24 protein-coding genes, 1 tRNA gene and 2 pseudogenes are annotated in these 25,984 nt (G+C 69.6%); 14 read left to right on the forward strand and 13 right to left on the reverse strand.

Annotated features, from left to right (window positions below):
* From ON41_RS26775 to ON41_RS26785, 3 genes and pseudogenes are all read right to left on the reverse strand, one after another.
* Nucleotides 1-1,061: pseudogene (locus ON41_RS26775) on the reverse strand (transcription-repair coupling factor); the annotation flags it as partial.
* 117 nt (nt 1,062-1,178) lie between these two features.
* On the reverse strand, nt 1,179-1,826 hold the full coding sequence (locus ON41_RS26780) for a TetR family transcriptional regulator (RefSeq protein ID WP_040750609.1): 648 nt from the start codon (nt 1,824-1,826) through the stop codon (nt 1,179-1,181).
* Nucleotides 1,827-2,043: 217 nt separating this feature from the next.
* Nucleotides 2,044-2,658, reverse strand: a pseudogene (locus ON41_RS26785) (TetR/AcrR family transcriptional regulator).
* A 240-nt stretch (nt 2,659-2,898) separates the two neighbouring features.
* On the opposite strand from ON41_RS26785, the gene ON41_RS26790 reads away from it, so the two are divergent.
* The 5 genes from ON41_RS26790 (at nt 2,899) to ON41_RS26810 (ending at nt 6,902) form a co-directional block, all read left to right on the forward strand.
* Nucleotides 2,899-2,969, forward strand: a tRNA-Gln gene (locus tag ON41_RS26790).
* Between the two features lie 127 nt (nt 2,970-3,096).
* Entirely contained in the window at nt 3,097-4,587 is a 1,491-nt protein-coding gene (gene glmU, locus ON41_RS26795) for a bifunctional UDP-N-acetylglucosamine diphosphorylase/glucosamine-1-phosphate N-acetyltransferase GlmU (protein ID WP_040750610.1), read from the forward strand.
* Nucleotides 4,584-5,564, forward strand: coding sequence for a ribose-phosphate diphosphokinase (locus ON41_RS26800; protein WP_040750611.1), 981 nt, complete (start codon nt 4,584-4,586; stop codon nt 5,562-5,564). Before glmU ends, ON41_RS26800 begins: the two co-directional genes overlap by 4 nt.
* A gap of 319 nt (nt 5,565-5,883) precedes the next feature.
* Nucleotides 5,884-6,228: a hypothetical protein gene (locus ON41_RS26805; protein WP_246460899.1), complete on the forward strand. Its 345-nt coding sequence runs from the start codon at nt 5,884-5,886 to the stop codon at nt 6,226-6,228.
* Between the two features lie 35 nt (nt 6,229-6,263).
* Nucleotides 6,264-6,902: a DUF2461 domain-containing protein gene (locus tag ON41_RS26810; RefSeq protein ID WP_040750612.1), complete on the forward strand. Its 639-nt coding sequence runs from the start codon at nt 6,264-6,266 to the stop codon at nt 6,900-6,902.
* 180 nt (nt 6,903-7,082) lie between these two features.
* Here ON41_RS26810 and egtD read toward each other — a convergent pair whose 3' ends face one another.
* The 4 genes from egtD to egtA are packed head-to-tail and all read right to left on the reverse strand — an operon-like array spanning nt 7,083 to nt 11,653.
* A complete protein-coding gene (gene egtD / locus ON41_RS26815) occupies nt 7,083-8,054 on the reverse strand; it encodes an L-histidine N(alpha)-methyltransferase (RefSeq protein WP_040750613.1) in 972 nt (323 codons plus the stop codon).
* Nucleotides 8,051-8,986: a class II glutamine amidotransferase domain-containing protein gene (locus tag ON41_RS26820; protein WP_040750614.1), complete on the reverse strand. Its 936-nt coding sequence runs from the start codon at nt 8,984-8,986 to the stop codon at nt 8,051-8,053. Before ON41_RS26820 ends, egtD begins: the two co-directional genes overlap by 4 nt.
* Nucleotides 8,986-10,326: an ergothioneine biosynthesis protein EgtB gene (gene egtB, locus ON41_RS26825; protein ID WP_051162556.1), complete on the reverse strand. Its 1,341-nt coding sequence runs from the start codon at nt 10,324-10,326 to the stop codon at nt 8,986-8,988. The genes ON41_RS26820 and egtB overlap by 1 nt, the downstream gene beginning before the upstream one ends.
* Before the next feature lie 40 nt (nt 10,327-10,366).
* Nucleotides 10,367-11,653: an ergothioneine biosynthesis glutamate--cysteine ligase EgtA gene (gene egtA / locus ON41_RS26830; protein ID WP_051162558.1), complete on the reverse strand. Its 1,287-nt coding sequence runs from the start codon at nt 11,651-11,653 to the stop codon at nt 10,367-10,369.
* 208 nt (nt 11,654-11,861) lie between these two features.
* Here egtA and ON41_RS26835 point away from each other — a divergent pair, with 208 nt between their 5' ends.
* Both ON41_RS26835 and ON41_RS26840 read left to right on the forward strand, forming a co-directional pair.
* Entirely contained in the window at nt 11,862-13,064 is a 1,203-nt protein-coding gene (locus ON41_RS26835; protein WP_040750615.1) for an aminotransferase class V-fold PLP-dependent enzyme, read from the forward strand.
* Nucleotides 13,061-13,492: a VOC family protein gene (locus ON41_RS26840; RefSeq protein WP_040750616.1), complete on the forward strand. Its 432-nt coding sequence runs from the start codon at nt 13,061-13,063 to the stop codon at nt 13,490-13,492. Before ON41_RS26835 ends, ON41_RS26840 begins: the two co-directional genes overlap by 4 nt.
* An 80-nt stretch (nt 13,493-13,572) precedes the next feature.
* Here the strand turns inward: ON41_RS26840 and pth are convergent, their stop codons facing one another.
* Entirely contained in the window at nt 13,573-14,169 is a 597-nt protein-coding gene (gene pth, locus ON41_RS26845; protein ID WP_051162560.1) for an aminoacyl-tRNA hydrolase, read from the reverse strand.
* 22 nt (nt 14,170-14,191) lie between these two features.
* Nucleotides 14,192-14,800: a 50S ribosomal protein L25/general stress protein Ctc gene (locus tag ON41_RS26850; protein ID WP_040750617.1), complete on the reverse strand. Its 609-nt coding sequence runs from the start codon at nt 14,798-14,800 to the stop codon at nt 14,192-14,194.
* 297 nt (nt 14,801-15,097) lie between these two features.
* Between ON41_RS26850 and ON41_RS26855 the strand changes: the two genes are divergently transcribed.
* The gene (locus tag ON41_RS26855) at nt 15,098-16,729 is read left to right on the forward strand and encodes a peptide chain release factor 3 (RefSeq protein WP_040750618.1); all 1,632 of its coding nucleotides are present in this window, start codon (nt 15,098-15,100) and stop codon (nt 16,727-16,729) included.
* Nucleotides 16,730-16,829: 100 nt separating this feature from the next.
* Here ON41_RS26855 and ON41_RS26860 read toward each other — a convergent pair whose 3' ends face one another.
* A complete protein-coding gene (locus ON41_RS26860) occupies nt 16,830-17,354 on the reverse strand; it encodes a nuclear transport factor 2 family protein (RefSeq protein WP_051162562.1) in 525 nt (174 codons plus the stop codon).
* A 74-nt stretch (nt 17,355-17,428) separates the two neighbouring features.
* On the reverse strand, nt 17,429-18,313 hold the full coding sequence (locus ON41_RS43170; protein WP_083905669.1) for a DUF4393 domain-containing protein: 885 nt from the start codon (nt 18,311-18,313) through the stop codon (nt 17,429-17,431).
* A 282-nt stretch (nt 18,314-18,595) separates the two neighbouring features.
* Here ON41_RS43170 and ON41_RS26870 point away from each other — a divergent pair, with 282 nt between their 5' ends.
* Nucleotides 18,596-19,918, forward strand: coding sequence for a DUF445 domain-containing protein (locus tag ON41_RS26870; protein ID WP_083905670.1), 1,323 nt, complete (start codon nt 18,596-18,598; stop codon nt 19,916-19,918).
* Nucleotides 19,915-20,748 carry an Abi-alpha family protein gene (locus ON41_RS26875; RefSeq protein WP_169336517.1) on the forward strand — a complete coding sequence of 278 codons (834 nt, stop codon included), beginning with the start codon at nt 19,915-19,917 and terminating at the stop codon, nt 20,746-20,748. Before ON41_RS26870 ends, ON41_RS26875 begins: the two co-directional genes overlap by 4 nt.
* Nucleotide 20,749: 1 nt before the next feature.
* Here the strand turns inward: ON41_RS26875 and ON41_RS26880 are convergent, their stop codons facing one another.
* Complete coding sequence (locus tag ON41_RS26880) at nt 20,750-22,585, reverse strand: ABC-F family ATP-binding cassette domain-containing protein (RefSeq protein ID WP_040750619.1); 1,836 nt, start codon at nt 22,583-22,585, stop codon at nt 20,750-20,752.
* Between the two features lie 218 nt (nt 22,586-22,803).
* Here ON41_RS26880 and ON41_RS26885 point away from each other — a divergent pair, with 218 nt between their 5' ends.
* On the forward strand, nt 22,804-23,652 hold the full coding sequence (locus ON41_RS26885; protein ID WP_040750620.1) for an LLM class flavin-dependent oxidoreductase: 849 nt from the start codon (nt 22,804-22,806) through the stop codon (nt 23,650-23,652).
* Between the two features lie 18 nt (nt 23,653-23,670).
* Here the strand turns inward: ON41_RS26885 and ON41_RS26890 are convergent, their stop codons facing one another.
* The gene (locus ON41_RS26890) at nt 23,671-24,603 is read right to left on the reverse strand and encodes a 4-(cytidine 5'-diphospho)-2-C-methyl-D-erythritol kinase (protein ID WP_040750621.1); all 933 of its coding nucleotides are present in this window, start codon (nt 24,601-24,603) and stop codon (nt 23,671-23,673) included.
* Nucleotides 24,604-24,765: 162 nt separating this feature from the next.
* Between ON41_RS26890 and ON41_RS26895 the strand changes: the two genes are divergently transcribed.
* The 3 genes from ON41_RS26895 to ON41_RS43495 form a co-directional block, all read left to right on the forward strand.
* A complete protein-coding gene (locus ON41_RS26895; protein ID WP_040750632.1) occupies nt 24,766-24,972 on the forward strand; it encodes a heavy-metal-associated domain-containing protein in 207 nt (68 codons plus the stop codon).
* Nucleotides 24,972-25,868, forward strand: coding sequence for a DUF8832 domain-containing protein (locus ON41_RS26900; RefSeq protein WP_040750622.1), 897 nt, complete (start codon nt 24,972-24,974; stop codon nt 25,866-25,868). Before ON41_RS26895 ends, ON41_RS26900 begins: the two co-directional genes overlap by 1 nt.
* A partial coding sequence (locus ON41_RS43495) for a cation transporter (RefSeq protein WP_157185635.1) occupies nt 25,865-25,984 on the forward strand: 120 nt, incomplete at its 3' end. The genes ON41_RS26900 and ON41_RS43495, both read left to right, overlap by 4 nt.

Raw genomic sequence — 25,984 nt, forward strand, 5'->3', positions numbered from 1 at the left:
CCGCGGTAGGCCGAGGCCGCCAGGTCCAGCCCGTGCGCCCCGAGCGGCGCCGCGCCGCCGAACGACGCGGCCGTCCACGACGCCTCCAGGAACTCCTGGCCGGTGCGGACGAGATCGGCGGCGCGGGTGCGGATCTTCTCCGGATCGCACAGCAGGACGTGGGTCTGCTCGGGCAGCACCTCGGTGAGCAACTGGAGGCCGCCGGGCCGCAGTACGGGCAGCAGCGCCTCCATACCCTCGACCGGGATGCCCTGGGCCAGCTTCTCCAGCATTTCGACCAGGGCCGCGTCGGACGGGTTCTCCGCCGCGACCTCGGCCGCACGCACCCGCAGATCCGCGGTCAGCAGCAGTTCCCGGCAGGGTTGCGCCACAACGACATCCACCTCGACGTCGGGCAGCGACCGCTGGTCGGCCACCGAGAAGGGGCGCAGTTCGGTCACCTCGTCGCCCCAGAACTCCGCGCGCACCGGATGGTCGGCGGTGGGCGGGAAGATGTCGAGGATGCCGCCGCGCACCGCGAATTCGCCGCGCTTGCCGACCATGTCGACCCGCTCGTAGGCGAATTCCACCAGGCGCGAGGGCAATTCGTCGAAATCGTGCTCGGTGCCCGTACGCAGGACGATCGGCTCGATATCGCCGAGGCCCGACGCCATGGGCTGGACGAGCGACCGCACCGTGGTGACGACGACTCGCAGCGGCTCGGGGTGGAGCGGGTCTTCGGGATGCGCCAGCCGCCGCAGCACCTGCAGGCGGCGGCCCACCGTATCGGCGCTCGGGGACAGCCGCTCGTGCGGCAGCGTCTCCCACGACGGGAACAGCGCGACGCCCTCGCCGAGGATCTCGGCCAGCTCGACCGTCAGGTCGTCGGCCTCACGGCCCGTCGCCGTCACCACGACCAGCGGGCGCTGCCGTGCCAAGGTCGACGCCACGAACGGGCGCGCCGCCGACGGCGCCACCAGTTGCACGGGTGAGCGCCCGAGCAGGCCTTCGACCCGGGTCAGCGCGGCATCGGCACCGGCCACCGCGGCCAGTCCCGCGAGAGGTGGACGACGGGTGGGCATGGGGCAGACTCCTGGCGCAGATCAGCGATTTAGGGCGGCCCACCGAGTCTAGCCACGGGCTCCGACAGCATTTCCACCCACCAGCACTGTGCCTACCTCCACACAGCGGAGGCCGAATTACGGCACGTAGCGGCGTAATCGCCGGGCCGCGAACTCGCGGAAGTACGCCACCTTCTCGTCCGGGACGATCGACGGGAGCAGGAAATACCACATGCGTTCCATGCGGGTGGCCATCTGGTCGATCGAATCGGTGCCGACGGCGGTGATGTGCACGCCGGCGCTCAGCTCCTGCAGCAGCAGGCCGATCGTCTCCGGATCCAGCTCCGGTTTCAGGTCGCCCTGGGAGATGGCCCGCTCGGCCAGCAACCGGTGCGTTTCACCCCAGGTCTTGGCGATGTTCTCGCCCGTGGCGCCGCGGTAGTCGCCGATCTGGTGGGTGAGTTTCAGCATCGCGCCCACCATCGGATCGTTCATGGTGAGATCGGCGACCACGTAGGTGATGCCGATGCTCGCCTCCAGCGCGGGCACCCGGGGATCGAAGAATCCCTGGCAGGCGCTCACCAGTCGCTCGTTGCCCTGGTCGACCACGGCGCGCGCCAGCTCCTCCTTGGAGCCGAAGTGAAAGTACAAGGCGCCCTTGGTCACATTGGACTGCGCGATGATCTCGCTCAGACTCGCGTTCGCGTAGCCCAGGCGCAGAAAGACATCGGCCGCGCCCGCGAGGACGGAATCGCGAGTGATCTCCGCACGCGCTTGCCTAGCCATCGGATCCGCCTGTCATCAAACCAGCCATCCTGAAGTAGACCGACATCCCGAAGTAGACCGACATCACAGCTCGAACAGCACTCGAAGGATGGGTGAACCGTACCACCCGACAGGCCCGAGTCTGCGGAATCGAGCATTCAGCCCAGCCTCCTTCGCTAATTTTGGGTTAACCGTCCAGTTCTTCCCCTGTTATCCCCCCGGGCGGGCGCGTCGCGGCCTATGTTGCTGCACCGCTCGGCCATTCGGAGGCCAGTTGCGGGTCGGCCTCCAGGTGCGTCAGCCCGTTCCAGCACAGGTTCACCAGATGCGCGGCGACCACTTCCTTGGAGGGCTCGCGCTCGTCGAGCCACCAGGTCGCGGCGGTCGCCACCATCCCGACCAGCGCCTGCGCGTACATCGTCGCCAGGCTGGTGTCGAAACCGCGCCGCTCGAAATCGCCGCCGAGAATATGGGCGACCTGATTGACCGCCTCGTTGAGCAGACTGGAGTACGTGCCCTCCGCCGCCGAGACCGGCTGATCGCGCATCAGGATGCGGAAGCCGTCGGTGCGCTCCTCCATATAGGTCAGCAACGCCAGTGCCACCTGCTCCAGCCGCACCCGCGAGCGGTTCTGCGTCAGCGAGGAGGTGATCATGTCCAGCAGCGTCGACATCTACCGGTCGACCACCACCGCGTACAGACCTTCCTTCCCGCCGAAATGTTCGTAGACAACGGGTTTGGAGACCTGGGCGCGCTGGGCAATCTCCTCGATGGAGGTGGCGTCGTAGCCACGCTCGGCGAACAGCGCCCGGCCGATCTCGATCAGCTGCTGGCGGCGCTGGGTTCCGGTCATGCGGGGACGCGGCGTCCGGTGCTCACCCGAACTCATCGATCCCACCGCCTCCCTACGATTCCCGGCCGACTCGCACGACAACTCTTCCAGACTCCGCCGCCCCCGCGCGCGGCACCCCGCGCCTCGCGGCATACGGTTGCCTTCCGGCCGGGAAAGTGGCCCTTTGCGGCTCGGCGTGCGAGGATCATTCCCGCGTGCCGTGACGTGACGGCGGACGGGTTCTCTCCGCCGGTGCGACAATCCGCCGTAGTGTAATGGCAGCACCACTGATTTTGGTTCAGTTAGTCCAGGTTCGAGTCCTGGCGGCGGAGCTCGGGGGCGCGGTGACCGCGGTCGGCCGGCACGATGCCCTAAGGTCGATCGGCAGTGCCCGCGGTGACCGAGGACCGAAGTGACCGAGGGACAGCCCACACGATGACAGGCAGCCGAGGGAGATCCATGCCACAGCAGACCGCCGTCGTCGTTCTCGCAGCCGGTGCCGGAACTCGAATGCGGTCCAAGACCCCGAAGGTGTTGCATTCGATGGCCGGCCGCTCCATGCTCGCGCACGCGCTGCATGCGGCGAACGAGATCGACCCCGCCTACCTCATCACCGTGATCGGCCACGATCGCGATCAGGTCGGCGCGGCGATGAATTCCGTTGCGGCGGAACTGGGTCGCGAGATCACCCCCGCGGTGCAGGAGAAGCAGCTGGGCACCGGGCACGCCGTGCAGTGCGCGCTGTCGGCGCTGCCGGACGACTTCTCCGGTGATCTGCTGGTCACCTCGGCCGATGTCCCGCTGCTGGACGGCGACACCCTGTCCGCTCTGCTGAGCGAGCACAACAGCTATCCGCAGCGGTCGGCGGTGACCGTGCTGACCTTCGCGCCCGACGATCCGAACGGCTACGGCCGCATCGTGCGCGACGCCGAGGGCCACGTCCTCGAGATCGTCGAGCACGCCGACGCCACCCCGGAGCAGGCCGCCATCACGGAGGTCAACTCAGGCGTCTACGTCTTCGACGCCGCGGTGCTGCGCACCATGATCGGACGCCTCACCACCGCCAACGCGCAGCACGAGCTGTATCTGACCGATGTGCTGAAGCTGGCCCGCGAGGGCGGCCACCCGGTGCACGGCGCACGGCTGGTCGACGCGGCCAAGGTGACCGGCGTCAACGACCGCGTGCAACTCGCCGCGGCCGCCCGCATCTTCAACCGCTACATCCTGGAGCGCCACATGCGGGCCGGGGTCACGGTCATCGATCCGGCCACCACCTGGGTGGACGCCGGTGTCCGGATCGGCCGCGACGCGGTGCTGCGGCCCGGCGTGCAGCTGCTGGGCACTACGGTCATCGGCGAGGACGCCGAGATCGGGCCGGACTCGACCCTCACCGACGTGGTGGTCGGCGACGCCGCGACGGTCGTGCGCACGCACGGCCAGGGCGCGACCATCGGACCCGGCGCGACCATCGGACCCTTCACCTTCCTACGCCCCGGCACGGTCGTGGGCGTCTCCGGCAAGCTCGGAGCCTTCGTCGAGACCAAGAACGCCACCGTCGGCGCGCATTCGAAGGTGCCGCATCTGACCTACGTCGGCGACGCCACCATCGGCGAGTACAGCAACATCGGCGCGTCCAGCGTGTTCGTCAACTACGACGGGGTGAACAAACACCACACGGTCGTGGGTTCCCATGTGCGCACCGGTAGTGACACGATGTTCATAGCCCCGGTGACCGTGGGCGACGGCGCCTATACGGCAGCAGGTACTGTGCTGCGGAGAAACGTTCCGCCGGGAGCGCTCGCGATCTCGGGCGGAGCACAGCGCAATATCGAGGGCTGGGTGCAGCGGAAACGACCTGGGACCGCTGCGGCGCAGGCGGCGGCCGACGCGACAAAGGCCGATGACAGGGCGAGTCAAGCAACCGAGCAAAAGGATGGCAACACAGAGTGACCGCGTTCTCGACCGATAATCAGAAGAACCTGATGCTGTTCTCGGGGCGCGCTCACCCCGAGTTGTCCGAGCAGGTGGCGAAGGAACTCGACGTTCCGATCACTCCGCAAACTGCCCGCGACTTCGCCAACGGAGAGATCTTCGTCCGGTTCGAGGAATCCGTTCGCGGCTCGGACGCGTTCGTCATGCAGGGCTTCCCGGCCCCGCTGAACGAGTGGCTGATGGAGCACCTCATCATGCTGGACGCGCTGAAGCGCGGGTCGGCCAAGCGGATCACCTCGGTGCTGCCGTTCTATCCCTACGCGCGGCAGGACAAGAAGCACCGCGGCCGCGAGCCCATCTCCGCCCGCCTGGTCGCCGACCTGCTCAAGACCGCGGGCGCGGACCGGATCATCACCGTCGACCTGCACACCGACCAGATCCAGGGCTTCTTCGACGGCCCGGTGGACCACATGCACGCGCTGGTCCAGCTGTCGGAGTACGTGCGCAACCACTACAGCACCGACAACGTCACCGTCGTCTCCCCCGACGCCGGCCGCGTGAAGGTCGCCGAGAAGTGGGCCGACTCGCTCGGCGGCGCCCCGGTGGCGTTCATCCACAAGACCCGCGACCCGCTGGTGCCCAACCAGGTCAAGTCGCACCGCCCGGTCGGTGACGTGGACGGCCGCACCTGCATCCTGATCGACGACATGATCGACACCGGCGGCACCATCGCCGAGGCCGTCCGCGTGCTGCGCGAGGCCGGCGCCGGCGACGTGGTCATCGCCGCCACCCACGGCGTGCTGTCCAAGCCCGCCGCCGAGCGGCTGTCGGCCTGCGGCGCCCGCGAAGTGATCGTCACCAACACCCTGCCCATCACCGAGGACAAGAAGTTCCCGACGCTGACGGTGCTGACGATCGCCCCCCTCCTGGCCCGCACCATCCGCGAGGTCTTCGAGAACGGGTCGGTGACGGGCCTGTTCAACGGCTCGGCCTAGTTCTTTTCCGGCCAAAAGCACGCCGGAAAAACGACGAGAGGGCCCCACCGCCGGAATGGCGGTGGGGCCTTCCGCCGTCTCGGGGCCAGCTACCCGCGATTCGGCGTAGCCACCACCCACCTTCCCGGCATAGCCACCACCCCATGTTCCCGGCGTAGCCACCACCCCATGTTCCCGGCGTAGCCACCACCCCATGTTCCCGGCGTGCTTTTGGCCGGGAACTCTCCCGTTATCCCACTTCACGCCTCGGAAGCGGTAGCGTTAGGGAGGTTCGCAGTGGTTTGCTACCGGTGAGCTGGCCTGCGAAGAGAGGTGCACCATGGCCGAGGATTCCGACCCCAGCGACGAGCGTGCCGGGGCAAGAGCGGATCAATTGATGGACGAGGTGTTCGAGATGGGTGACGACGAGCGCGAGAATCTGGACTACGACATGGGCGAGGACGAGCAGGCCGACGAGGTCCGCGAGTACGAGCGCTATATCGCCGATCCTCCGGACGATCTCGTCATCCGCTACCACGAGAACGACGACACCGGCCGCCTCGGCATCGCCAGCGAACTCGACCAGGAGTGGACCCGCCGCCGCCACCGCGACGAACAGCGCGCCGAAGACGACCGTCCCGCCGAGGCGGCCGCCATGGAGATCCGCGACCAGCCCGGCGACTGAGCGACGCGTCGGACCGTCGCGATAAGTTGGTCGGCATGAGCGAGTTCGCGGGGTTCCCGATCGCGGGGCTGGACTTCTACGAGGATCTGGAAGCCGACAACTCGAAGGCGTTCTGGACCGCCAACAAGCACGTCTACGAGCAGTCGGTGAAGCAGCCGATGACCGCGCTGATCGCCGAACTCGAGGGGGATTTCGGCGCCGCCAAGATCTTCCGTCCCTATCGGGATGTGCGGTTCTCGAAGGACAAGAAGCCCTACAAGGACCATCAGGGCGCCATCGTCCACGTCGCGCCGGGCACCGGCTGGTACGTGCAGATCGGCGCGCCCGGCCTGTTCGTCGCCGGCGGCATCTACGCCAGTTCCCCCGGACAGCTGGCCCGCCTGCGCGCCACGATCGACGACGAGGTCCGCGGGGCCGAACTGGAACGAATCCTCGCGAAACTGACCAAGTCCGGCTACCCCACCGGCGGCGACAAACTCAAAACCCAACCCAAGGGCTACTCCGCCGACCACCCCCGCATCGACCTCCTGCGCCACAAATCCTTGCTGGTGAGCAAGCAATTCGGCTGCCCGGACTGGCTGGAGAGCCCGCGCGCCGCCAAGGAGATCCGCAAGTCCTGGGAGGCTATGCGGCCACTTATCGAGTGGCTGGGTGCCGTGGTCGGGGGCGAGTAGACCCGCCGCAGCACGCCCGTTTTCCGGCACGCTTTTGGCCGGAATTCACCGGAACCAGCTGGGTCACCATGGATCCCGGCCAAAAGCGTGCCGGGAAAAGGCGGGGCGTGGGCGACGGGAATGAGCGGGGTATCAGCGACGGGAATGAGCGGGGCGTCAGCGACGGGAATGAGCGGGGCGTCAGCGACGGGCGGCCAGGACCAGGGCGAACCTATCTTCCGGGTCCGTCCACACCTTCTCGGTATCGAACCCAGCCGCATCCAATTCCCCAGTGAGACCCTCGATTCGGAACTTGGCGGAGATCTCCGTGCGCATCTGCTCGCCCGCGTCGAAGTGGACGGTGAGGTCGAGGTCGGCGACGGTGGCGGTCATCTCGCGGGTGGCCTCGAGGCGCATCTCGATCCATTCGTTCCGCGCGTCCCACAGCGCCACGTGGCGGAAGCTTTGCGGGTCGAAGTCGGCGTGCAGGCGGGAGTTCAATACCGACAGCACGTTCCGGTTGAATTCGGCGGTGACGCCCGCGGCGTCGTCGTAGGCGGGGACCAGGATCGCGGGGTCGATCACCAGTCCCGCGCCGAGTAGTAGCTGCTCCCCCGGTTCCAGGACCTCCTGGATGCCCGCCAGGAATTCGGCGCGCTCGGCGGGGACCAGGTTGCCGATGGTGCCGCCGAGGAAGGCGATCATGCGCCGGCCGCCGCGCGGCAGGTTGTGCAGAGTCTCGGTGAAATCGCTGACCACCCCGTGCACCGCGAGCCCGGGAAACTCCGCGACGATCTGCTCGGCGGCGCCCCGCAGCGCCGAGACCGAGACATCCTGCGGAACATACGTTTTCAGCGGGCCCTCGGCGCTCAGGGCCTCGAGCAGCAGGCGGGTCTTGGCGGCCGACCCCGATCCGAGTTCGACCAGCACCTCGGCCTGCGCGATCCGGGCGATCTCGCCGACGACCCGCTCCAGCAGGGCCCGCTCGGTCCGGGTCGGGTAGTACTCCGGCAACGCGGTGATCTCCTCGAACAGCTCGCTGCCCCGGGCATCGTAGAACCACTTGGGCGGCAACGACTTCGGTGTCGCGGTGAGGCCGCGCCGCGCGTCCGACCGCAATGCGGCGGTGAGGTCGTCGTCGGTCAGGTGGATCTCCAGCGTCGGTGCGGTCATGAACGCGCCCTTTCGGATTCGACGGATTCGAGGGGGACGACGGACAGGTGGCCGGGCTGGGCCGTCACCAGCTGCCGGTCCGCGACGGGCTGCCACCGCGGATCGTCGTCGTAGGGTTCGGAGGCGACCACCGCCGCCTCGTCGGTGACCAGCACCGACAGCGAGTGGTACGCGGTGGTGGCCCAGAGGGTTTCGCCGTCACCGAGCAGCAGATTCAGCCGTGCCCGCGGCGCACGGGCCAGCACGGCCGAGGCCAGCCGGCTCAGGATTCGCGCGGGCCGCTCCCGGTCCTCTCGTGCCGACTCGACGCGGGTCCAGGATTCGGCCGTATCGGCCACCGCGTATCCGTCGGCGGAACCGTTCCGGGACGCGTCCGGCGCCTCGAGGAGTTCGCGCAGGATCACCCACAGGACCGCCGAATCGGTGTGGGATTCGGCGTCCAGCAGCGCCGGCGCGCCCGACTCCGCGGCGACCTCGGCGAGCACCCGCCGCCACTCGGGCACGACGCCGTTGTGGCTGAATGCCCAGCGGCCGTGGGTGTACGGGGCGCAGGCGGTGCGCTCCACCGGCATGCCGACCGTCGCCGACCGCACCGCCGCGAGCACCGCCCGCGACCGCAGTTGCGGCAGCACCTCGTCCACCGCCGGGTCGGTCCAGATCGGGGCGGGGTTCCGATAGCGGCTGGCCCGCAGCGTGATCGGCGCACGGCCGCCGATCCGCCCGGCCACCCGGCCGTCGCCCACGCCCGTGCCCTCGTCCGGCAGGACGAACTCCGGAACCCACCAGGCGACCCCGAAACCGTCGGCGTTGATCGTGCCGCCCCCGCGCATCTCCCGCGGCGCCCAGGACTGGGTGCGCAGGGAATGCGTGCCGCGGGTGAGCATCTCACCGACGGGAACCGGCGGGCCGAGATAGCCCAGGTGCCGGCACATCAGCGCTCGTCCGCTCGCAGGTCGCGGGCCAGGCGGAAGCCGGAGAAGATCTGGCGGCGGATCGGGTGGTCCCAGTTGCGGAAGGTGCCGCGGCAGGCGACCGGATCGGTACCGAAGGAGCCGCCGCGCAGCATCTTGTAGTCGCCGCCGTAGAACACCTCCGAGTACTCGCGATACGGGAACGCCTCGAAACCCGGGTAGGCCTCGAAACCCGACGAGGTCCACTCCCAGACGTCGCCGATCAGCTGATGCACGCCCGCCGGCGACGCGCCCGCCGGATAGGCGCCCACCTCGGCCGGTTCCAGGTGCCGCTGGCCGAGATTGGCGGTGGCCTCGGTGGGATCGGCGTCGCCCCACGGGTAGCGGCGCGTGCGACCGGTGATCGGATCGAATCGGGCCGCCTTCTCCCATTCGGCCTCCGTGGGCAGGCGCTTACCCGCCCAGGCGGCGTACGCCTCCGCCTCGAACCAGCACACGTGCACCACGGGCTGCTGCGGCCGCACCGGCTGCAACGTTCCGAAAACCCTTCGCCACCAGCCACTTCCGCCGTCGTTCTCCCAGAACTGCGGGGCGCGCAGGCCCGCCTCGGTGCGATGGGCCCAGCCGCGCTCGGACCACAGCTCGGGACGCTCGTAGCCGCCGTCGGCGATGAACTCCTGGTACTGCGCGTTCGTCACCGGTGCGGCGTCGATGGCGAAGGCGGGGACGTGCACCCGGTGCGCGGGGCGCTCGTTGTCCAGCGCCCACGGTTCGCTCGACGTGCCCATCGTGAATTCGCCGGCCGGAACGACGACCTCACCGCTTGCCCCGGCCCGGGCGGCCGGTGCGGGCGCGGCGGTCAGCACCGGCCCGCCCGCGCGCAGCTGATGGGTGGCGAGCATGGTCTCGTCGTGCTGCTGTTCGTGCTGGGCGATCATGCCGAAGGCGAATCCGCCGTCGACCAGCCGGGCGCCGCGTAACGCATGGCTCGACAACACATCCCAGACCTTCAGCCGGACGGTGCCCACGTATCCGCGGGCCTCGTCCGGATCGAGCAGCGGCAGGGCGGGACGGTCCGCCCGCGGATGCTGGAACGCGTCGTAGAGGTGGTCGATATCGGCGCGCACCGGCTCGCGGCCGCCGACATCGCGGATCAGCCACAGCTCCTCCTGGTTGCCGATATGCGCCAGGTCCCAGACCAGCGGGCTCATCAGCGGCGAATGCTGCGCCACCAGCTCCGCCTCATCGATGCAGTCGGTCAGCGCGGCCGTCCTGGCCCGCGAGCGCTCGAGCACGTCGGCGATCCGCTCGCGCAGCCGTTCGGTGTCGGCACGGTCGGTCCCGGTGAGATGAACAGTCATGAGAGAACTCCGAATTCGTCGAGGGGAGCGTCCCGGCGCGTCATTCCCCCGCCTCGCTGCGGGGATGGACGGCGACCTCGCCCGTGGGTGTGCGGCCGGCGCGACATCGATGGGCGGCGGCGAGCAGTTCGCCGGCGGCTCCCGGCGTCGCGGCGTGCGTGGCGGCGAGCAGGAGCAGATCCACTGCCGCCGAACGGATCTGCGGATCCGCCAGGCCGCCGCGCGCCGCCTCCAGCCATTGATCGGCCACCGGCGCGGCCAGCCGGGTGGCCTCGGCGACCACGGCCGGCGTCGACATCAGCGCCTCGAACGCGTGGATCGGGACGCTCCACGCGTCGCCGGGTTGCGCGTCGAGGTAGCGCACCTCCAGATGTCCCGAGGCGCGGACCGGCGGGAACATGGTCGAGAGGTGATAGTCCAGGTCGGCGGCCTCGGGGCGGCGGCCGACCTCGTCGTCGAGCGCACCGCAGAGCCAGTCGGCGAAGGTCGCGCCGGGCGGCGCCGCCCAGTCCTGTTCGCCCTCGGCGCGCCGCACGCACAGCAGCGGCACGTCCAGCGCCCAGCGGCCGTAATCGGTCACCGGATCGGACCAGTGCCGCACCGACGGGCGCGTGCGCGCGTGGTCGAGCCGCAGCCAGGCCCGCATCCGCTGCGAGGCCCAGACGCCCGCGGGGGCGCCGGCCAGGTCGGGGGAACAGGCGAAGGCGGCCAGGAGCGCGGGGCCGACGGCGTAGAGCGCGGTCCAGCGGGCGGCCACCTCGGCCGGGTCGGCGCCCGCGTCGACGCTCACCTGCGTCGCGGCGGTATTGCACATCATGAGCCGGCCGAACGGGCCGATGCCGTCGAAACTGCGCTCCATGGCCCGGTACCGCGGCAGTTGCAGCACCCGCGAGGGGTCGCGGGCGGCATCGGCGGCGCCGGAGAGAATGCGGATGGACCGGGTGTGTAGCAACGTCTCGAGGAGATGCGCGTCTTCGCGCAGGCGCTCACACAATTCGGCGGCGGCCCCGAACGGGGCGCTGGAGAGTTCGATCTGACCACCGGGTTCGACGGTGACCCGGCTGCCTCCCGGCAACGGCAGAGCCGGGGATTCGGCGGAGAGGGACCGCGGCGCGTGCGGCCCGAGGGCATTCGCGAGCTCGGATAGTTCCGGACGCCCGCCCGGTGCCGACGGCCCGTCCTGCGCGGTGAGCCACTCGAGTTCGGCACCGATCAGCGCTGGTGGGCCCTGTTTGAAGCAGACGCCGCCCACGTACGCCTCGGCCGCCGCTCTGGAGGAGAGCTCGGCGCCCGCACCGATCGGGGCCCGTACCGCCGTGATAGCCATGTCTACCTCCACTCTGCCGTGACTGACCCGACGCCAGCCGCCGCAGCCGTGCCGCCGATAGCTGTGCCGTGAAGGACCGGACCACTGCCCTCCGCCGACCCGACCCAGAGTAACGGGGCCGACCGACAAGAATTCTGAAAAATTCGTGACGGTCTGCCGACGACCCGCACTCACCAGGACAAATCCGGCGTCTTCTATCGTCGGTGAGGTGCTGGATCAGACCCGACTTCGCGCCGACATCCCCGCCTACGACGACAGCCCGACCCCGTCTCCGGTCTTCCTCGACAGCGCCGGATCGTCCCTGCCGCCCCGCGTCGTGCTCGATACGGTGATCGCGCACCTGCGCCGCGAGGCGGAGATCGGGGGCTACCGGGCGGCCGGCGAACGCCTGGACGACCTGGCGGCGGTGAAGTCCTCGATCGGCGCCCTGATCAACGCCGACCCGTCCGGTATCGCGTTGAGCGACAGCGCGACCCGGGCCTGGGCCGATTTCTTCTACTCGGTGCCGCTGGCGCCCGGCGACCGCATCCTCGTCTCGGGCTCGGACTACGCCAGCAACGCCATCGCCGCCCTGCAGCGCGCCCGGGCCGCCGGCGCCACGGTCGAGGCGATCCCCACGGATCCGGCCGGGCAGATCGATGTCGACGCCTTCGCCGACCAGGTCGACGAGCGGGTGAAGCTGGTGTCCCTGCTGCACGCGCCGACGAACGGCGGCCTGGTCAACCCGGTGGCGGAGGCCGCCCGGGCGGCGCACCGCGTGGGCGCGCTGGTGCTGCTGGACGCGTGCCAGTCGGCGGGCCAGCTCCCGCTCGATGTCGAGGAGTTGGGCGTCGACGCGCTGTCGGCGACCGGCCGCAAGTGGCTGCGCGGGCCGCGCGGCACCGGATTCCTCTATGTGCGACCGGAATTGGCCGCGGCCATGGAACCGGCGCGCCTGGATCTGCACGGTGCGTCGTGGACGGGCCCGCAGGAGTACCGCCTGGCGGCCGACGCCTCCCGGTTCGAGTTCTGGGAGCACGATGTCGCGGCCCGCCTCGGCCTCGGGGCGGCGGTCGACTACCTGCTCGAACTCGGTCCCGAGAACGTCTACGCCGCGGTCGCCGCCAATGCCGAGTACCTGCGCAAGACGCTGCCGCAGATCGAGGGCATCACCGTGCGCGACCTGGGGACCCGGCACAGCGGCATCGTGTCGTTCACCCTCGACGGCGTGCCGCCGGTCGATATCCGCGACCATCTGCGCGAACAGGACATCACGGTGACCGTCAGCCACCGCGGCTCCACGCTGCTCGACATGACGGCCCGCGACCTCGACTCCGTGGTCCGCGCCTCCCCGCACTGCTTCGTCACCACCGCCGAACTCGACCGCTTCCTCGACGCGGTCGCCGCCTTCGCCGCGGGACACGGCCGGTGACCGCCTTCTATCACGTGTGTTTCGCCGTCGCGGAGCTAGAACGGGCGATGGCCGACCTGACCGCGAGCGCCGGGGTCGAATGGCGCGAGATCCGCCGGGATCGCATCGGGGACTGGGACTTTCGCATCGTGTTCTCCGTGGGCGGCCCGCCGTACTTCGAACTCATCGAAGCAGGCCCCGGCAGCCCGTGGGACGCGAGCGACGGCCCGCACTTCCATCACCTGGGGTTCTGGAGTTCCTCACTCACCGCCGGTTCCGACCGGCTCGACCGGGCGGGTTTCCCGTCCGAGTTCTCCGGCTGCCCCTACGGCCGATCGTTCGCCTACCACCGCGTGGACAGCATCGGCGCGGCCCTCGAACTGGTGGACGCGTCCCGCCAGCCCGGATTCCTCGACGGTATCCCTATGCCCGCGATCGAGGAGGGCTAGCGGAGCCCACTTCACAGACTCCGGCACACCATCGCTTTCCGGCACACCATCGCTTTTCCGGCACGCTCTTGGCCGGAAACTCAGTGCAATTGGTTCTGCGCGGTTTCCAACCCCACACGCAGCAGCATCTCCACCGCATCGGCGGCCTGTTCGACCACCACCGGCACTTCCTTGCGCTCGACCGAGGAGAACGGTTTGAGGACGAAGTCGGCCGGGTCCTGGCGGCCGGGCGGGCGACCGATGCCGAAGCGGACCCGCAGGTAGTCCTTGGTGGTCAGCGAGCTGGAGATCGAGCGCAGGCCGTTGTGGCCGCCCTCGCCCCCGCCGCGCTTGAGCCGGACGGTGCCGAACGGCAGGTCGAGTTCGTCGTGGACGACGATCACGTCGGTGGCGGGCACCGAGAAGAAGCGGGCCAGCGCGGCGACCGGACGGCCGGAGACGTTCATGTAGCTGCGCGGCTTGGCCAGCAGGACCTTGCGCCCGTCCAGCCGGGCCTCCACCAGGTCGGCGCCGGACTTCTTGTGCACGGTGAAGCGCCCGCCGACGCGCCCCGCGAGCGCGTCGGCGACGAGGAAGCCGACATTGTGCCGGGTGCGCTCGTACTCGGACCCGGGATTACCCAGGCCGACCACGAGCGCGGGCCCCGACCCGTCCGGCCGCGCGGTCGACTCGGTCATCGAAGAAGGGTGTGCGAGGGCCTTATTCGGCGCTCTCGCCCTCGGTTTCGGTCTCGCCCTCGGACTCCGGCTCGGCGACATCGGCGGCCGTGGCGGCGACGATGTTGACGACCAGCGTCTCCGGGTCGGCGGCCAGGGTGGCGCCCTTGGGCAGCGTGACCTGGGCGGCGGTGATCTGGGTGCCGACCTCGGCGCCCTCGATCGACACCGTCAGCTCCTCCGGAATGTTCAGCGCGTCGGCCTCGACGGCCAGCGTGCTGGCGTCCTGGGTGACCAGGGTGCCCGGCGCGGCGTCACCCTCGAGCACGACGTGCACGTCGGCGACGACCTTCTCGCCACGCTTGACGATCAGCAGGTCGGCGTGCTCGATGTAGCGGCGGATCGGGTGCACCACAACGGACTTGGTGAGCGCGAGCTGCTTCTTGCCGTCGATCTCCAGGTTCAGCACGGCGTTGGTGCCGTGCTCGCGCAGGATCGCGGCGAAGGCCTGGGCGTTCACCGCCAGGTGCTTGGGGGCCTCACCGTGGCCGTACAGCACCGCGGGCACATTGCCGTCCCGGCGAGTGCGGCGTGCGGCGCCCTTGCCGAATTCGGTGCGAACGTTGGCTTCGAGAAGGCTGGCGTCGGACATGACAGATGAACTCCTACGGTTCTCCGGGCGGTCGGTCTGCTTCACTGGGTCAGGGACGGACCTGACCGGGGTCTGCTCAGTCTGGCGAAGACCGAACTAGGACGGCCGGAAACCGGGCCGCGTCGATCACGGTGCGCACAAGGGCTCACCCTCGCCGAGACAACCCGAGAAGAGTAGCACGCACGGACCGGCACTCCCGCATCGGCACCCCTGCTCAGCGATGCCCCCGAACGGCGCCGAGAGCGGCAGCGCCGGTAGCCTGGACCGGTTGCCCGTCCCGCGTAGAGGAGCCGTTCCGTGAATTCCCCGACTGGTAGTGCCGACGTGGTCACGCCGGCCGCGTCCGGGCTGGCCGAGGAGGCCGCGCGGCGGCGTACGTTCGCGGTGATCTCGCACCCCGACGCCGGTAAGTCCACGCTCACCGAGGCGCTCGCGCTGCACGCGAAGAAGATCGCCGAGGCCGGGGCCATCCACGGCAAGGCCGGTCGCCGCTCGACCGTCTCGGACTGGATGGAGATGGAGAAGGCGCGCGGCATCTCCGTGAGTTCGACCGCGCTGCAGTTCGAATACGGCGGGTGCGTGATCAACCTGGTCGACACTCCGGGCCACTCCGACTTCTCGGAGGACACCTACCGGGTGCTGACCGCCGTCGACGCCGCGGTCATGCTCATCGACGCCGCCAAGGGCCTCGAGCCGCAGACCCTGAAGCTGTTCCAGGTGTGCCGCCATCGCGGCATCCCGGTCATCACCGTGATCAACAAGTGGGACCGGCCGGGCCGCGCCCCGCTGGAACTGCTCGACGAGATCACCGAGCGCATCGGGCTGACCCCGACCCCGCTGTTCCTCCCGGTCGGCATCGCCGGCGACTTCCGCGGCCTGCTACGCCGCGGCGTCGACGGCGAGGCGACCGAGTACATCCACTTCACCCGCACCGCCGGCGGCGCCACCATCGCGCCGGAGGAGTCCTACAGCCCGGAGCAGGCGGCCGAGCGCGAGGACGACGTCTGGACCACGGCCGCCGAGGAGAGCGAACTGCTGTCGGCGACCGGGCAGGACCACGATCAGGAGCTGTTCCTGGCCGGGCACACCTCGCCGGTCATCTACGCCTCGGCCATGCTGAACTTCGGCGTGCGCCAGCTGCTGGACACGCTGGTCGCGCTGGCGCCCGCGCCCGGCCCGCGCGCCGACGTCGACGGCACGCCGCGGGACCCGCAGTCGCCGTTCAGCGCGGTCGTATTCAAGGTGCAGGCGGGAATGGATACGGCCCATCGCGACCGGCTGGCGTTCATGCGCATCGTGTCCGGCGAATTCGAGCGCGGCATGGTCGTCACGCACGCGCAGACCGGCCGCCCGTTCGCCACCAAATACGCCCTCACCGTCTTCGGCCGGGAGCGCAACACGGTCGACACCGCCTATCCGGGCGATGTGGTCGGCCTGGTCAACGCCACCGCGCTGGCGCCGGGCCACACCCTGTTCGTCGACAAGAAGGTGGAGTTCCCGCCGATCCCGTCGTTCGCGCCCGAGCATTTCGCCGCGCTCAGCGCCCGCAGCGCCGGGAAGTACAAGCAGTTCCGCAAGGCCATCGATCAGCTCGACTCCGAGGGCGTCGTGCAGGTGCTGCGCAACGACACCCGCGGCGACGCCTCGCCGGTCCTGGCCGCGGTCGGTCCCATGCAGTTCGAGGTGGTGACCGCCCGCATGCAGGCCGAATTCAACGTCGAGACCGAACTCAACCACCTGCCGTTCCAGCTCGCCCGCCGCACCGACGCCGCCTCGGCCCCGGAACTGGACCGCCAGCGCGGCGTCGAGGTCTTCACCCGCACCGACGGCGCGATCCTCGCCCTGTTCAGCGACAAGTGGCGGCTGCAGTACATCCAGAAGGAAATGGGGGACCTCACGCTGGAGCCGTTGGTCGCCGCCACCGACTGAGCCCGGCCTCCTTTCGGCCGCCCCCGTTTTCCGGCGCGCTTTTGGCCGGGATCTCGCGAGATCCCGGCCAAAAGCATGCCGGGAAACGGTGGTGGGGGCGCTAGCCCATGGTTTCGGAGTTGTCCGGGGAGGGGCCCTCGGTATCCGGCGTCATCCCTGGCTCGCGGGCGATCAGCCCCCAGCGGCTGGAGGTGAGGCGGAGGCTGGGGAGGTCGGAGAGGGAGAGGACCACCTCGTAGGTGCGTTCGTAGCCGGTGTGGGCGATGCGCCAGCGGCCGTCGTCGCATCGGACGTACCGGTCGTTGTAGAACGCCGCACCACGCAGCAGCATGTTGTGACCCGGGATGAGGACGGTATCGGCGAGGTACCAGGTGCCGGTGGCGCTGTCGCCCTCGACGTCGATCTCGGGATGGTCGCAGCGGTGCTCGGTGATCACGTGCGGGCCGAGGGTGTTGCGCATGAATGCCAGGAACGCGTCGCGCGATTCGAACTGCAGGTACTCGCTGTAGGTCGCCGTCGCCTCGGGGATCAAGGTGTCGGCGAAGTCGTCCCAGGATTTGGTGTCGAGTGCCCGCAGGTACCGGAACTTCAGCCGGCTGATCGCGGAGACGGCGTCGGAATCCATAACTCCACAATCCCACCCGAAAGAGGCGATTCCTCACAGATGGGCAAATTTGTATCGGATCGCTATCAGGCGCGTTACGACCCGTTGATCGCGAAGCAGGTTTTGCAGAAGTCCTCGCCGAACTCCGTCAGTCGCAGACTCTTTCGCACGATCTTGGGCACCCGACCGGCCCGTTTGAGCGCGGTCTCCACGACCGGCTGCACCTTGAGCACCATATAGCGGCTCAATACCACCGGATCTTCGGAGGTCACGAGCAGTCCGAGGCGGTTCAGATTGATCAGATACAGCCGCGCCCGGTCCGGATAACGCACCCCGGCCTGTTCGGGAACCGAGGTCAGATCGCCGTCCACCAGCTCCGAACCGATGCCCAGCGGCCGGTTGGTCCGCACGTCGACCGCCGGCTGCGGCCCGTTGAGCGCCATGAAACGCAGGATGCGGGCCTCGTCGGGAGCGATCTGATCGAGAATGCGGTCGTAGGCGGGGTGGACGTCCTCGGTGAAGTAGACGTCGGCCGACCGGGCCAGCAGGGCCTCGCCGCGGCGGCGCAGGTCGTCCAGGCTGGCCGACCGCACATAGCCGCCCGGGATGGCCTGCGTGGTGGTGTGGCTGTGGCCGTTGCCGGTGGGGACGTAACTGACGATCTCGCGCACCGACCCCTCGGTGACGCCGAGGATATTGCGGGCCACCGATTGCAGCGCCGCGCCGGCCCGCTCGGCGATCTCGGTGGACGACTCGCCGTCCAGCGCCGCCTGCGTGATCTGCCTGGTCACCTCGTAGGTGGTACCGACCGCCCACTGCCCGCCGCGCACGGCGGTACCCGCCGCCAGCCCGGCGGCACGGAATACGCCGCGGATGAGGCGTGCCTCGTTGCTTATCTGCCGCTGCTCCGCGTCAGAGCTGCGTTCCACGGCGCGGGAACCGGGTCGGACCACGTCCCGTCCGGTCCTGTCGTCTGCCACGTGCTTCTCCGTGCTTCTCCGAATATCGCTTGGGTGAGCCCGAATACGCTCACATTATTGCCCCTGCTGTGGTGGCCGTCATTCTTCCGGTAGCCGATGTCCGATGCGACATTCCGGACGAGCGGTGTGACCGAAGTCTCCCACCTCTCCCGGCCACGGGCCAGATCCGGTCGGAAGTGGACCGGATTCCTGAATCCACAGTAAGGTCCCCCCAGCCGACGGGGTACGTTGAGGTGCCGGTGAGGCGGCGGTCACCGGTATCGGGGTCGGCAGGAGGGTGTCGTGCTAGACAGCGTTTTCCATATCCACCCGACCATCCTGGCGGAACTGATCACGATCCCGCTGTTCACCGGCGTCATCGGTTACATCACCAACTGGACCGGCGTGCTGATGCTGTTCAAGCCGCTGCGCTTCCACGGCGTGCGGGTGCCGGGCCTGCGATGGCTGTTCCCCTACCTCCCCAAGCGCATTCAGGTGCTGCCGCTGCTGCAGTTCGACGGCCGGACGGGATGGCAGGGCATCGTCCCCTCGCGCGCCGACAAGATGGCGTCCATCGCCGTCGACAAGGGCCTGGCCAAGCTGGGCAGCGTCGCCGACTTCTATCGCGAGCTGGAACCCGACGCCCTCGCCGAACATCTGACCACGCTCGCCGAGGAGCAGATCCGCGACATCGTCGAGGACATCGCGACGCGGGAGCATCCCCAGCTCTGGTACAACCTGCCCACCCAGGTCCGCGAGATGGTGCACGAGCGGGTGCGCCAGCAGCTGCCCGACATCCTGCGGGAACTGACCGAGGAACTCGGGAACAACATCGAGCAGCTCCTCGACGTCAAGTCCATGGTGATCCGCTACTTCCAGTCCCGGCCGCACCTGCTCAACATGGTGTTCCAGGTGCTGGGCGCCAAGGAGCTGCGGTTCATGCAGAACTTCGGCTTCTACTTCGGCGCGCCGATGGGCGCGGTCCTGGTCGGCATCCTGCATCTGACGCACTGGCCGGTGCTGGCGGTGCTGCCGATCGGCGGGGTGATCATCGGCTGGGTGGTGAACTGGATCGGCATCAACCTGATCTTCGAACCGGCCTATCCGAAGTGGTGGTGCCCGTGGCGGCAGGGCCTGCTCATCAAGCGGCAGTCCGAGATCACCCAGGGCTACGCGGATCTGGTGGCCAGTCAGGTCGTGACCGTCGCCAACGTCGGGGACGAACTGCTCAACGGCCCGCGCTCGGACCGCACCATGCAGGTCCTCGAGGACACTCTCCGGCCCGCGACCGACCGGGCGCTGGGCCCGGCGCGCGGCGCGCTGAAGTTCATGATCGGCAGCCGCGACTACGAGACGCTGCAGACCCGATTCGCCGACGCCGGTAAGGATCTCGCGCCCGTCGCGTTCGCGGATCCGGCGTTCAACGCGCAACAGAGCAAGAACGTCAGCCAGTACATCGCCAAGCAGATGGCCGCGCTGTCCCCGCCGGATTTCGTCGACATGTTGCGTTCCGCCATCAAGCAGGACGAATGGCTTTTGTTCGTGCACGGCGGTGTGCTCGGGCTGTTCGCCGGTTACGCTCATATCCTGATCTTCGGAACGGCGATTGCGACCCAATGGATATGACGGGACCGGACCCCAGCGACAGCTCAGACTCCACAGAACTCGTCCCGCGGCCGGCGGCCGAGCTGGCCGTGCCCGAAAACTCCACCGCGCGAAGGCCTTCCACGGTGCGCACCGCGACCGGCGTGGTGCGCGTGGCGTTCTCGGCGGTGACCGAGGCGACGGCTTGGGGTGTGGGCACGGCGATCGGCGTCGCCGACACGGTGGTCCGGGGCAGTATGGCCGGGCGCCCGCCGCGCGACGTGCTCTCGGATGCCGGTGAGCAGGTACGGGATTCGGTGCGCCGCGCGCTCGGCGTCCCCGCGCCGGACCACCGCCCGGTGAGCGGCGATCCGGGCCTGCGCGAACGCGGCGCCGAACTGCTGCGGATGTCGGCGAGCGTGCACGGCGCGGACGACGACGCCGACCATCCGGCCTTCGCGCGCATCCTCACCGAGATAGCGCCGGACGAGGCGCGCATCCTGCGCTTCCTGTATCTCGATGGGGCACAACCGGTGCTCGACATCCGGACCGGGCGGCCGCTGAGCCCGGGCGGGCAGCGCGTCGAATCGGGGCTCAACATGATCGGCGAGGACGCCGCGCTGCGCTTCACCGGCCGGGTCGACACCTACCTCACCAACCTGCGCCGGCTGGGCCTGGTGGAGACCACCCGCGATCCGCTCGACAATCCGGCCCGCTACCAGCTGCTGGAGTCGCAGCCCGAGGTGCGCCGCCTGGTGAAGCGGGCGGGCTTCGGCACCAAGATCCTCTATCGCAGCGTCGTTCTCACCGGCTTCGGCGCCGATTTCGTGCGCACCTGCCTGCCGGTCCCGCCGCTGGACCAGGCGCTGTGAACTAGCCGACCTCGTCGGCCAGTTCCAGCCAGCGCTCCTCGGTGGTGTCCTTCTCGGCCTGCACCTGTTTCAGCTCCGCGCCCAGGGTGACCAGGCGGTCCGGTTCGGTGGCGGCCTCGGCCAGGGCGGTGTGCAGTTTCCGCTCGCGTTCGGTGAGCTTCTCCAGGGCGCGCTCGAGGCGGCCGAACTCCTTGCGGGCGGCGCGGTAGGCGGCCGAATCCGTCGCGGGGGCGGGCGAATTCGACGAACCGCCGGACGCCGGGCGGCGCGACTCGCTCTGCGCGGCCCGTTTGCGCAGGTACTCCTCGATGCCGCCGGGGAGATTGGTGAGTTTGCCGTCGCCGAACAGCGCCCAGGTGGTGTCGCAGATGCGCTCGATCAGGTAGCGGTCGTGGCTGATGACCACGAGGGTGCCCGGCCAGCCGTCGAGCAGGTCCTCGAGCTGTTGCAGGGTATCGATGTCGAGGTCGTTGGTGGGCTCGTCGAGCAGCAGCACGTTCGGCTCGCTCATGAGGATGCGGGTCAGCTGCAGGCGGCGGCGCTCGCCACCGGACAGATCGCCGACCGGGGTGCGCTGTTTGGCGGGCGTGAAACCGAGCCGCTCGGCGAGCTGGCTCGCGGTGATCTCGCGGTCGCCCAGCATGGTTCGCTCGGCGACCTCCGCAACCGCCTCCAGCACACGCATATTCGTGGGCAGATCGTCGAGTTCCTGCCGCAGCCACCCGATCCGGACGGTCTGCCCCTGAATCCGCTTGCCGGACACCGGTTCCACATCCCCGGCCAGCGCCCGCAACAGCGTGGTCTTACCGGAGCCGTTCACGCCGACGATGCCCGCGCGCTCCCCGGGGGCCAAGCGCCAGGTGAGGTCGCGCACCAGCTCGCGTCCCCCGGCCGAAAGCGTGCCGGGGGAAGGAGAGGTGGACTCGCCGGGGACGGTGAGGGTCACATCCTCGAGTTCGACTACTACGCGTCCCAGGCGCTTTCGGGCGAAGGAGGCGAGTTGGACGGTGTCGCGCGGGGGTGGGACGTCGGCGATCAGGGATTCGGCGGCCTCGACTCGGTAGCGGGGCTTGGAGGTGCGGGCCTGGGGGCCGCGGCGCAGCCAGGCCAGTTCCTTGCGCGCGAGGTTGCGGCGGCGGGCCTCGCTGGCGTCGGCCTGGCGGGCGCGCTCGGCGCGGGCGAAGATCCAGTCGTTGTAGCCGCCCTCGTAGGTCTCGACCTTGCCGCCCACCACCTCCCAGGTGCGGGTCGCGACGGTGTCGAGGAACCAGCGATCGTGGGTCACCACGACCAGCGCGCTGCGCCGGGAGAGCAGGTGCTCGGCCAGCCACTGCACGCCCTCGACGTCCAGGTGGTTGGTGGGCTCGTCGAGGACCAGCAGATCCAGTTCGCGGACCAGCGCCGCCGCCAGCGCCACCCGGCGGCGCTCGCCGCCGGACAGGTTCGCGACCGCAGCGTCCATACCGAGGTCGGCGATGCCGATTCCCTCCAGCACGCCGCGGATGCGCGGGTTCGCGGCCCATTCGTGCTCGGCCACACCGTCGGTGCGCGCGTCGTCGGCCAGACCGGCCAGCACCACCTCGCCGACGGTGGCGCCCTCGGGCAGGACGCCGCGCTGGGTCACGACCGCGATGCGCAGGTCCCCGCGCCGGCTGACCCGCCCACTGTCGGGCTCCTCGATTCCGGTGAGCACTTCCAGCAGCGTGGTCTTCCCGCCGCCGTTCAGGCCCACGACCCCGATCCGTTCTCCCTCCTGCACCCCGAGGGAGACGTCGTCCAGCAGCGGCTTGACGCCGAAGCTCTTGTGGACTTGTTCGAGATTGATCAGGTTGGCCATGAATCCTTCTGCGCGCCGCGTGCCGTACCGGAAGTTACCGAAGGAAAGCGTACCGGGGCTGCGGACGCGGCTTGCCGGGGCGCGGCACCGGCGGCTACTCTCACGATCAATCCGACAGGCGCTCTCCAGGAACGAAGCCGCAGAGTGGGAGCCCCGCCTCGATCAGCAGGCGAGGAGTGGGCGGCGTAATTTGCCCACCCTATTTTCCGGAGGATCCCATGCACGTCGGACTCGGACTGCCGATCGCCGACCCCACCGTTCTGCCTGACTGGGCCCGCCGCGCGGAGGCCGGTCCCTTCACCACCCTCGGCCTGCTCGACCGGCTCGTCTACGACAATCCGGAACCGCTGGTCGCCCTCGCCCTGCTCGCCGGCGCGACCAGCCGGATCAAGGTGCAGACCGAGGTCCTGATCGCTCCGCTGCGCGATCCCGCGCTGCTGGCCAAACAGACCGCCACCCTGGACCGGATGACCGGCGGGAGGTTCGTCCTGGGTCTCGGCGTCGGCGGTCGCGACGACGACCACGAGGCGTCCGGCACCGATATCCGCACCCGCGGCCGCCGCCTGGACGAGCAGATCGGCCTCATGCGCCGCCTGTGGTCGGGCGAGTCCTACAGCGACAGTTGCGGTCCGATCGGCCCCGCACCACACACGCCGGGCGGTCCGGAACTGCTGTTCGGCGGCTTCCAGCCCGCCGCCCTCGATCGCGTCGGCCGCTGGGGCGGTGGATTCCTCGCCGCCGCGGCGCCCTCGTGGGCCGGTGGGCTCTTCGACACCGTGCGCCGCTCCTGGCGCGACCACGGCCGCCCCGGCGAACCCCGCATCGTCGCCCAGGTCAACGTGGCCCTCGGCGCGGATTCGGTAATCGAGGACGCCCGCACCCGAATGTCCGCGTACTACGAGTTCAGCGGACGCGCGGAGTTCATGGTCGAGGGCATGCTCGCCACACCCGCCACGATCCGCACAGCCCTCACGCAGTTCGAGGATCTAGGCGCCGACGAGGTAATGCTCTACTGCTACGGCCGCGACCCCAACCAGGTCGACCGCCTCGCCGACACTCTCGGCTGAGGACACCCGCCGGCCAGATCAGGCCCGGTGCGGCGGGTCCCCGATCACACGGGCCCCCGGCACCGGGCCGTTCGCCGTCCGCACGCTCCGGCTGACCCCCGCGCCGGAGAGTTCGGCGGCGACCGAGACGGCGGCGTCTTCGCTGGCGCAGAGGAACGCGCAGGTGGGGCCCGAACCGGACACGATGCCCGCGAGGGCGCCCGCGGTCACCCCGGCGCGCAGGGTGCGGCGCAGTTCCGGCTTCAGCGACAGGGCCGCCGCCTGGAGATCGTTGCTCAGCAGCGGGGCCAGCAGCGCCGGATCACCCGAGGCCAGGGCCTGCATGAGCTGCTGCGGCTCCCCCAGTCGCGGCGGATCGCCGTGCTCGCGCAGGCGATCCAGCTCGCGGTACACCGCGGGGGTGGACAGGCCGCCCTTGGCCAGTGCCAGCACCCAGTGAAAACTGTTGCGGGACAGCACGGGTAGCAGTTTCTCCCCGCGCCCCCGGCCCAGGGCGGTCCCGCCGTAGAGCGCGAACGGCACATCGCTGCCGAGTTCGGCGCCGACGCCCGCGAGTTCGTCGCGCGAGAGGCCCAGATCCCATAGTTCGTTCAGCCCGACCAGCGCCGCCGCCGCGTCCGCGCTGCCGCCGGCCATCCCGCCCGCGACGGGGATGCCCTTACGGATGGAGATCTCCACCAGCGGCGCCCGCCCGGCCAGATGCGCCAGCCGCACCGCGGCCTTGGACACCAGGTTGGTCCGGTCGGTCGGCACCTCGGCGGCGCCCTCGCCACTGACCCGCACCGTGAGCGATGCGGACGGCGCGATCTCCACGTCGTCACTCAGGGACAGGGCCTGGAACACCGTGGTCAGCTCGTGGTAGCCATCGGCACGCAGATCACCCACCCCGAGGTGCAGATTCACCTTCGAGGGCGCCCGCACGACCACGGGACTGGGCACAACAGAAAGCACGAGCCCCAAGCGTAATGCGCTGGGGTGACATGTGCCGACACGACGGCCGCCGACACGATCCGAACCTGCCGATCGCTTGCGTTTGGTACCCATGGGGGGTATGTTCGAACTCGTCGGGGCGATACCCCCACACCGTATAGGACAACGATGAAGGAGTCGATCATGGCGACCAGCACCTACACCGTCACCGGAATGACCTGCGGCCACTGCGTGGCGTCGGTGCGCGAGGAGATCGGCAAGATCGACGGGGTCACCGGCGTCGAGGTGGATCTGTCGAGCGGCCGCGTGCAGGTGGAGTCCGCCGCACCGGTCACCGACGCCGCGATCGCCGCCGCCGTCGACGAGGCGGGATATCAGGTGGCGAGCTGATGAACGACAGACTCCGGTTCGCCGCCTTCGGTGGCGGGCTGGTCGTGCTGTTCGGAGCCGCGCTCGGCCTCGGCGCCCTGGTGGGCGCCCCGGGCGAGCCGGCCTCCGGGCACGACGATTCCCACGACAGCGCAGCGAGCGAGACCATGAGCAACGGATTGCACAGTGGCCGGGACGGCTACACCCTCACCGAGATCTCGGCCCCGGCCGCGCCCAACGAGCCCGGCGCCCTGCGGTTCCGGATTCTCGGCACGAACGGCACGCCGGTCACCGCGTACACGCCGCTGCACGAGAAGGACCTGCACCTGATCGTCGTCCGGTCCGACACCCGCCAGTTCCGCCACGTGCATCCGGTCATGGCCGCCGACGGCACCTGGTCCATCGACTGGAAGTGGGCGGAACCCGGCACCTACCGCGTATTCACCGACTTCTCCCCCGCCGGCGGACCGGATCTCACGCTGAGCCGCACCGTCACCGTCGCGGGAAACGCCGCCGACCAGCCGTTGCCGCCGATCGCGCGAACCGCCGAGGTGGACGGCTACCGGGTCACCCTCGACGGCGCTCCGAGCACCGCGGGCGGCGCACTACACTTCAGCGTGACCCGGGACGGCAAGCCGGTCACCGACCTGCAGCCCTACCTGGGCGCATACGGGCATCTGGTCGCATTGCGCGCGACGGACCTCTCCTACCTGCACGTACACCCGCAGGGCGAGGTCGGGAAGGTCCCCGCCGGTCCCGGCGTCGACTTCCACGCGCAGGCGCCCAGCGCCGGTGCGTACCGCCTGTACCTGGACTTCCAGCACGACGGCGCGGTGCACACCGCCGAATTCACTGCCGAGGCGACGACAGCCGCCCCGGACGGCCCCGCCGGACATCACGAAGGAGGTCACTCATGAGCGCACCCGCCACCGCGCGGTCGATCGAACTGGATATCGGCGGCATGACGTGCGCCTCCTGCGCCGCGCGAATCGAGAAGAAGCTCAACCGGATCGATGGCGTCACCGCCTCGGTG

It is taken from the genome of Nocardia transvalensis NBRC 15921 (assembly GCF_000308875.1).
Taxonomy (GTDB): Bacteria; Actinomycetota; Actinomycetes; order Mycobacteriales; family Mycobacteriaceae; genus Nocardia; species Nocardia transvalensis.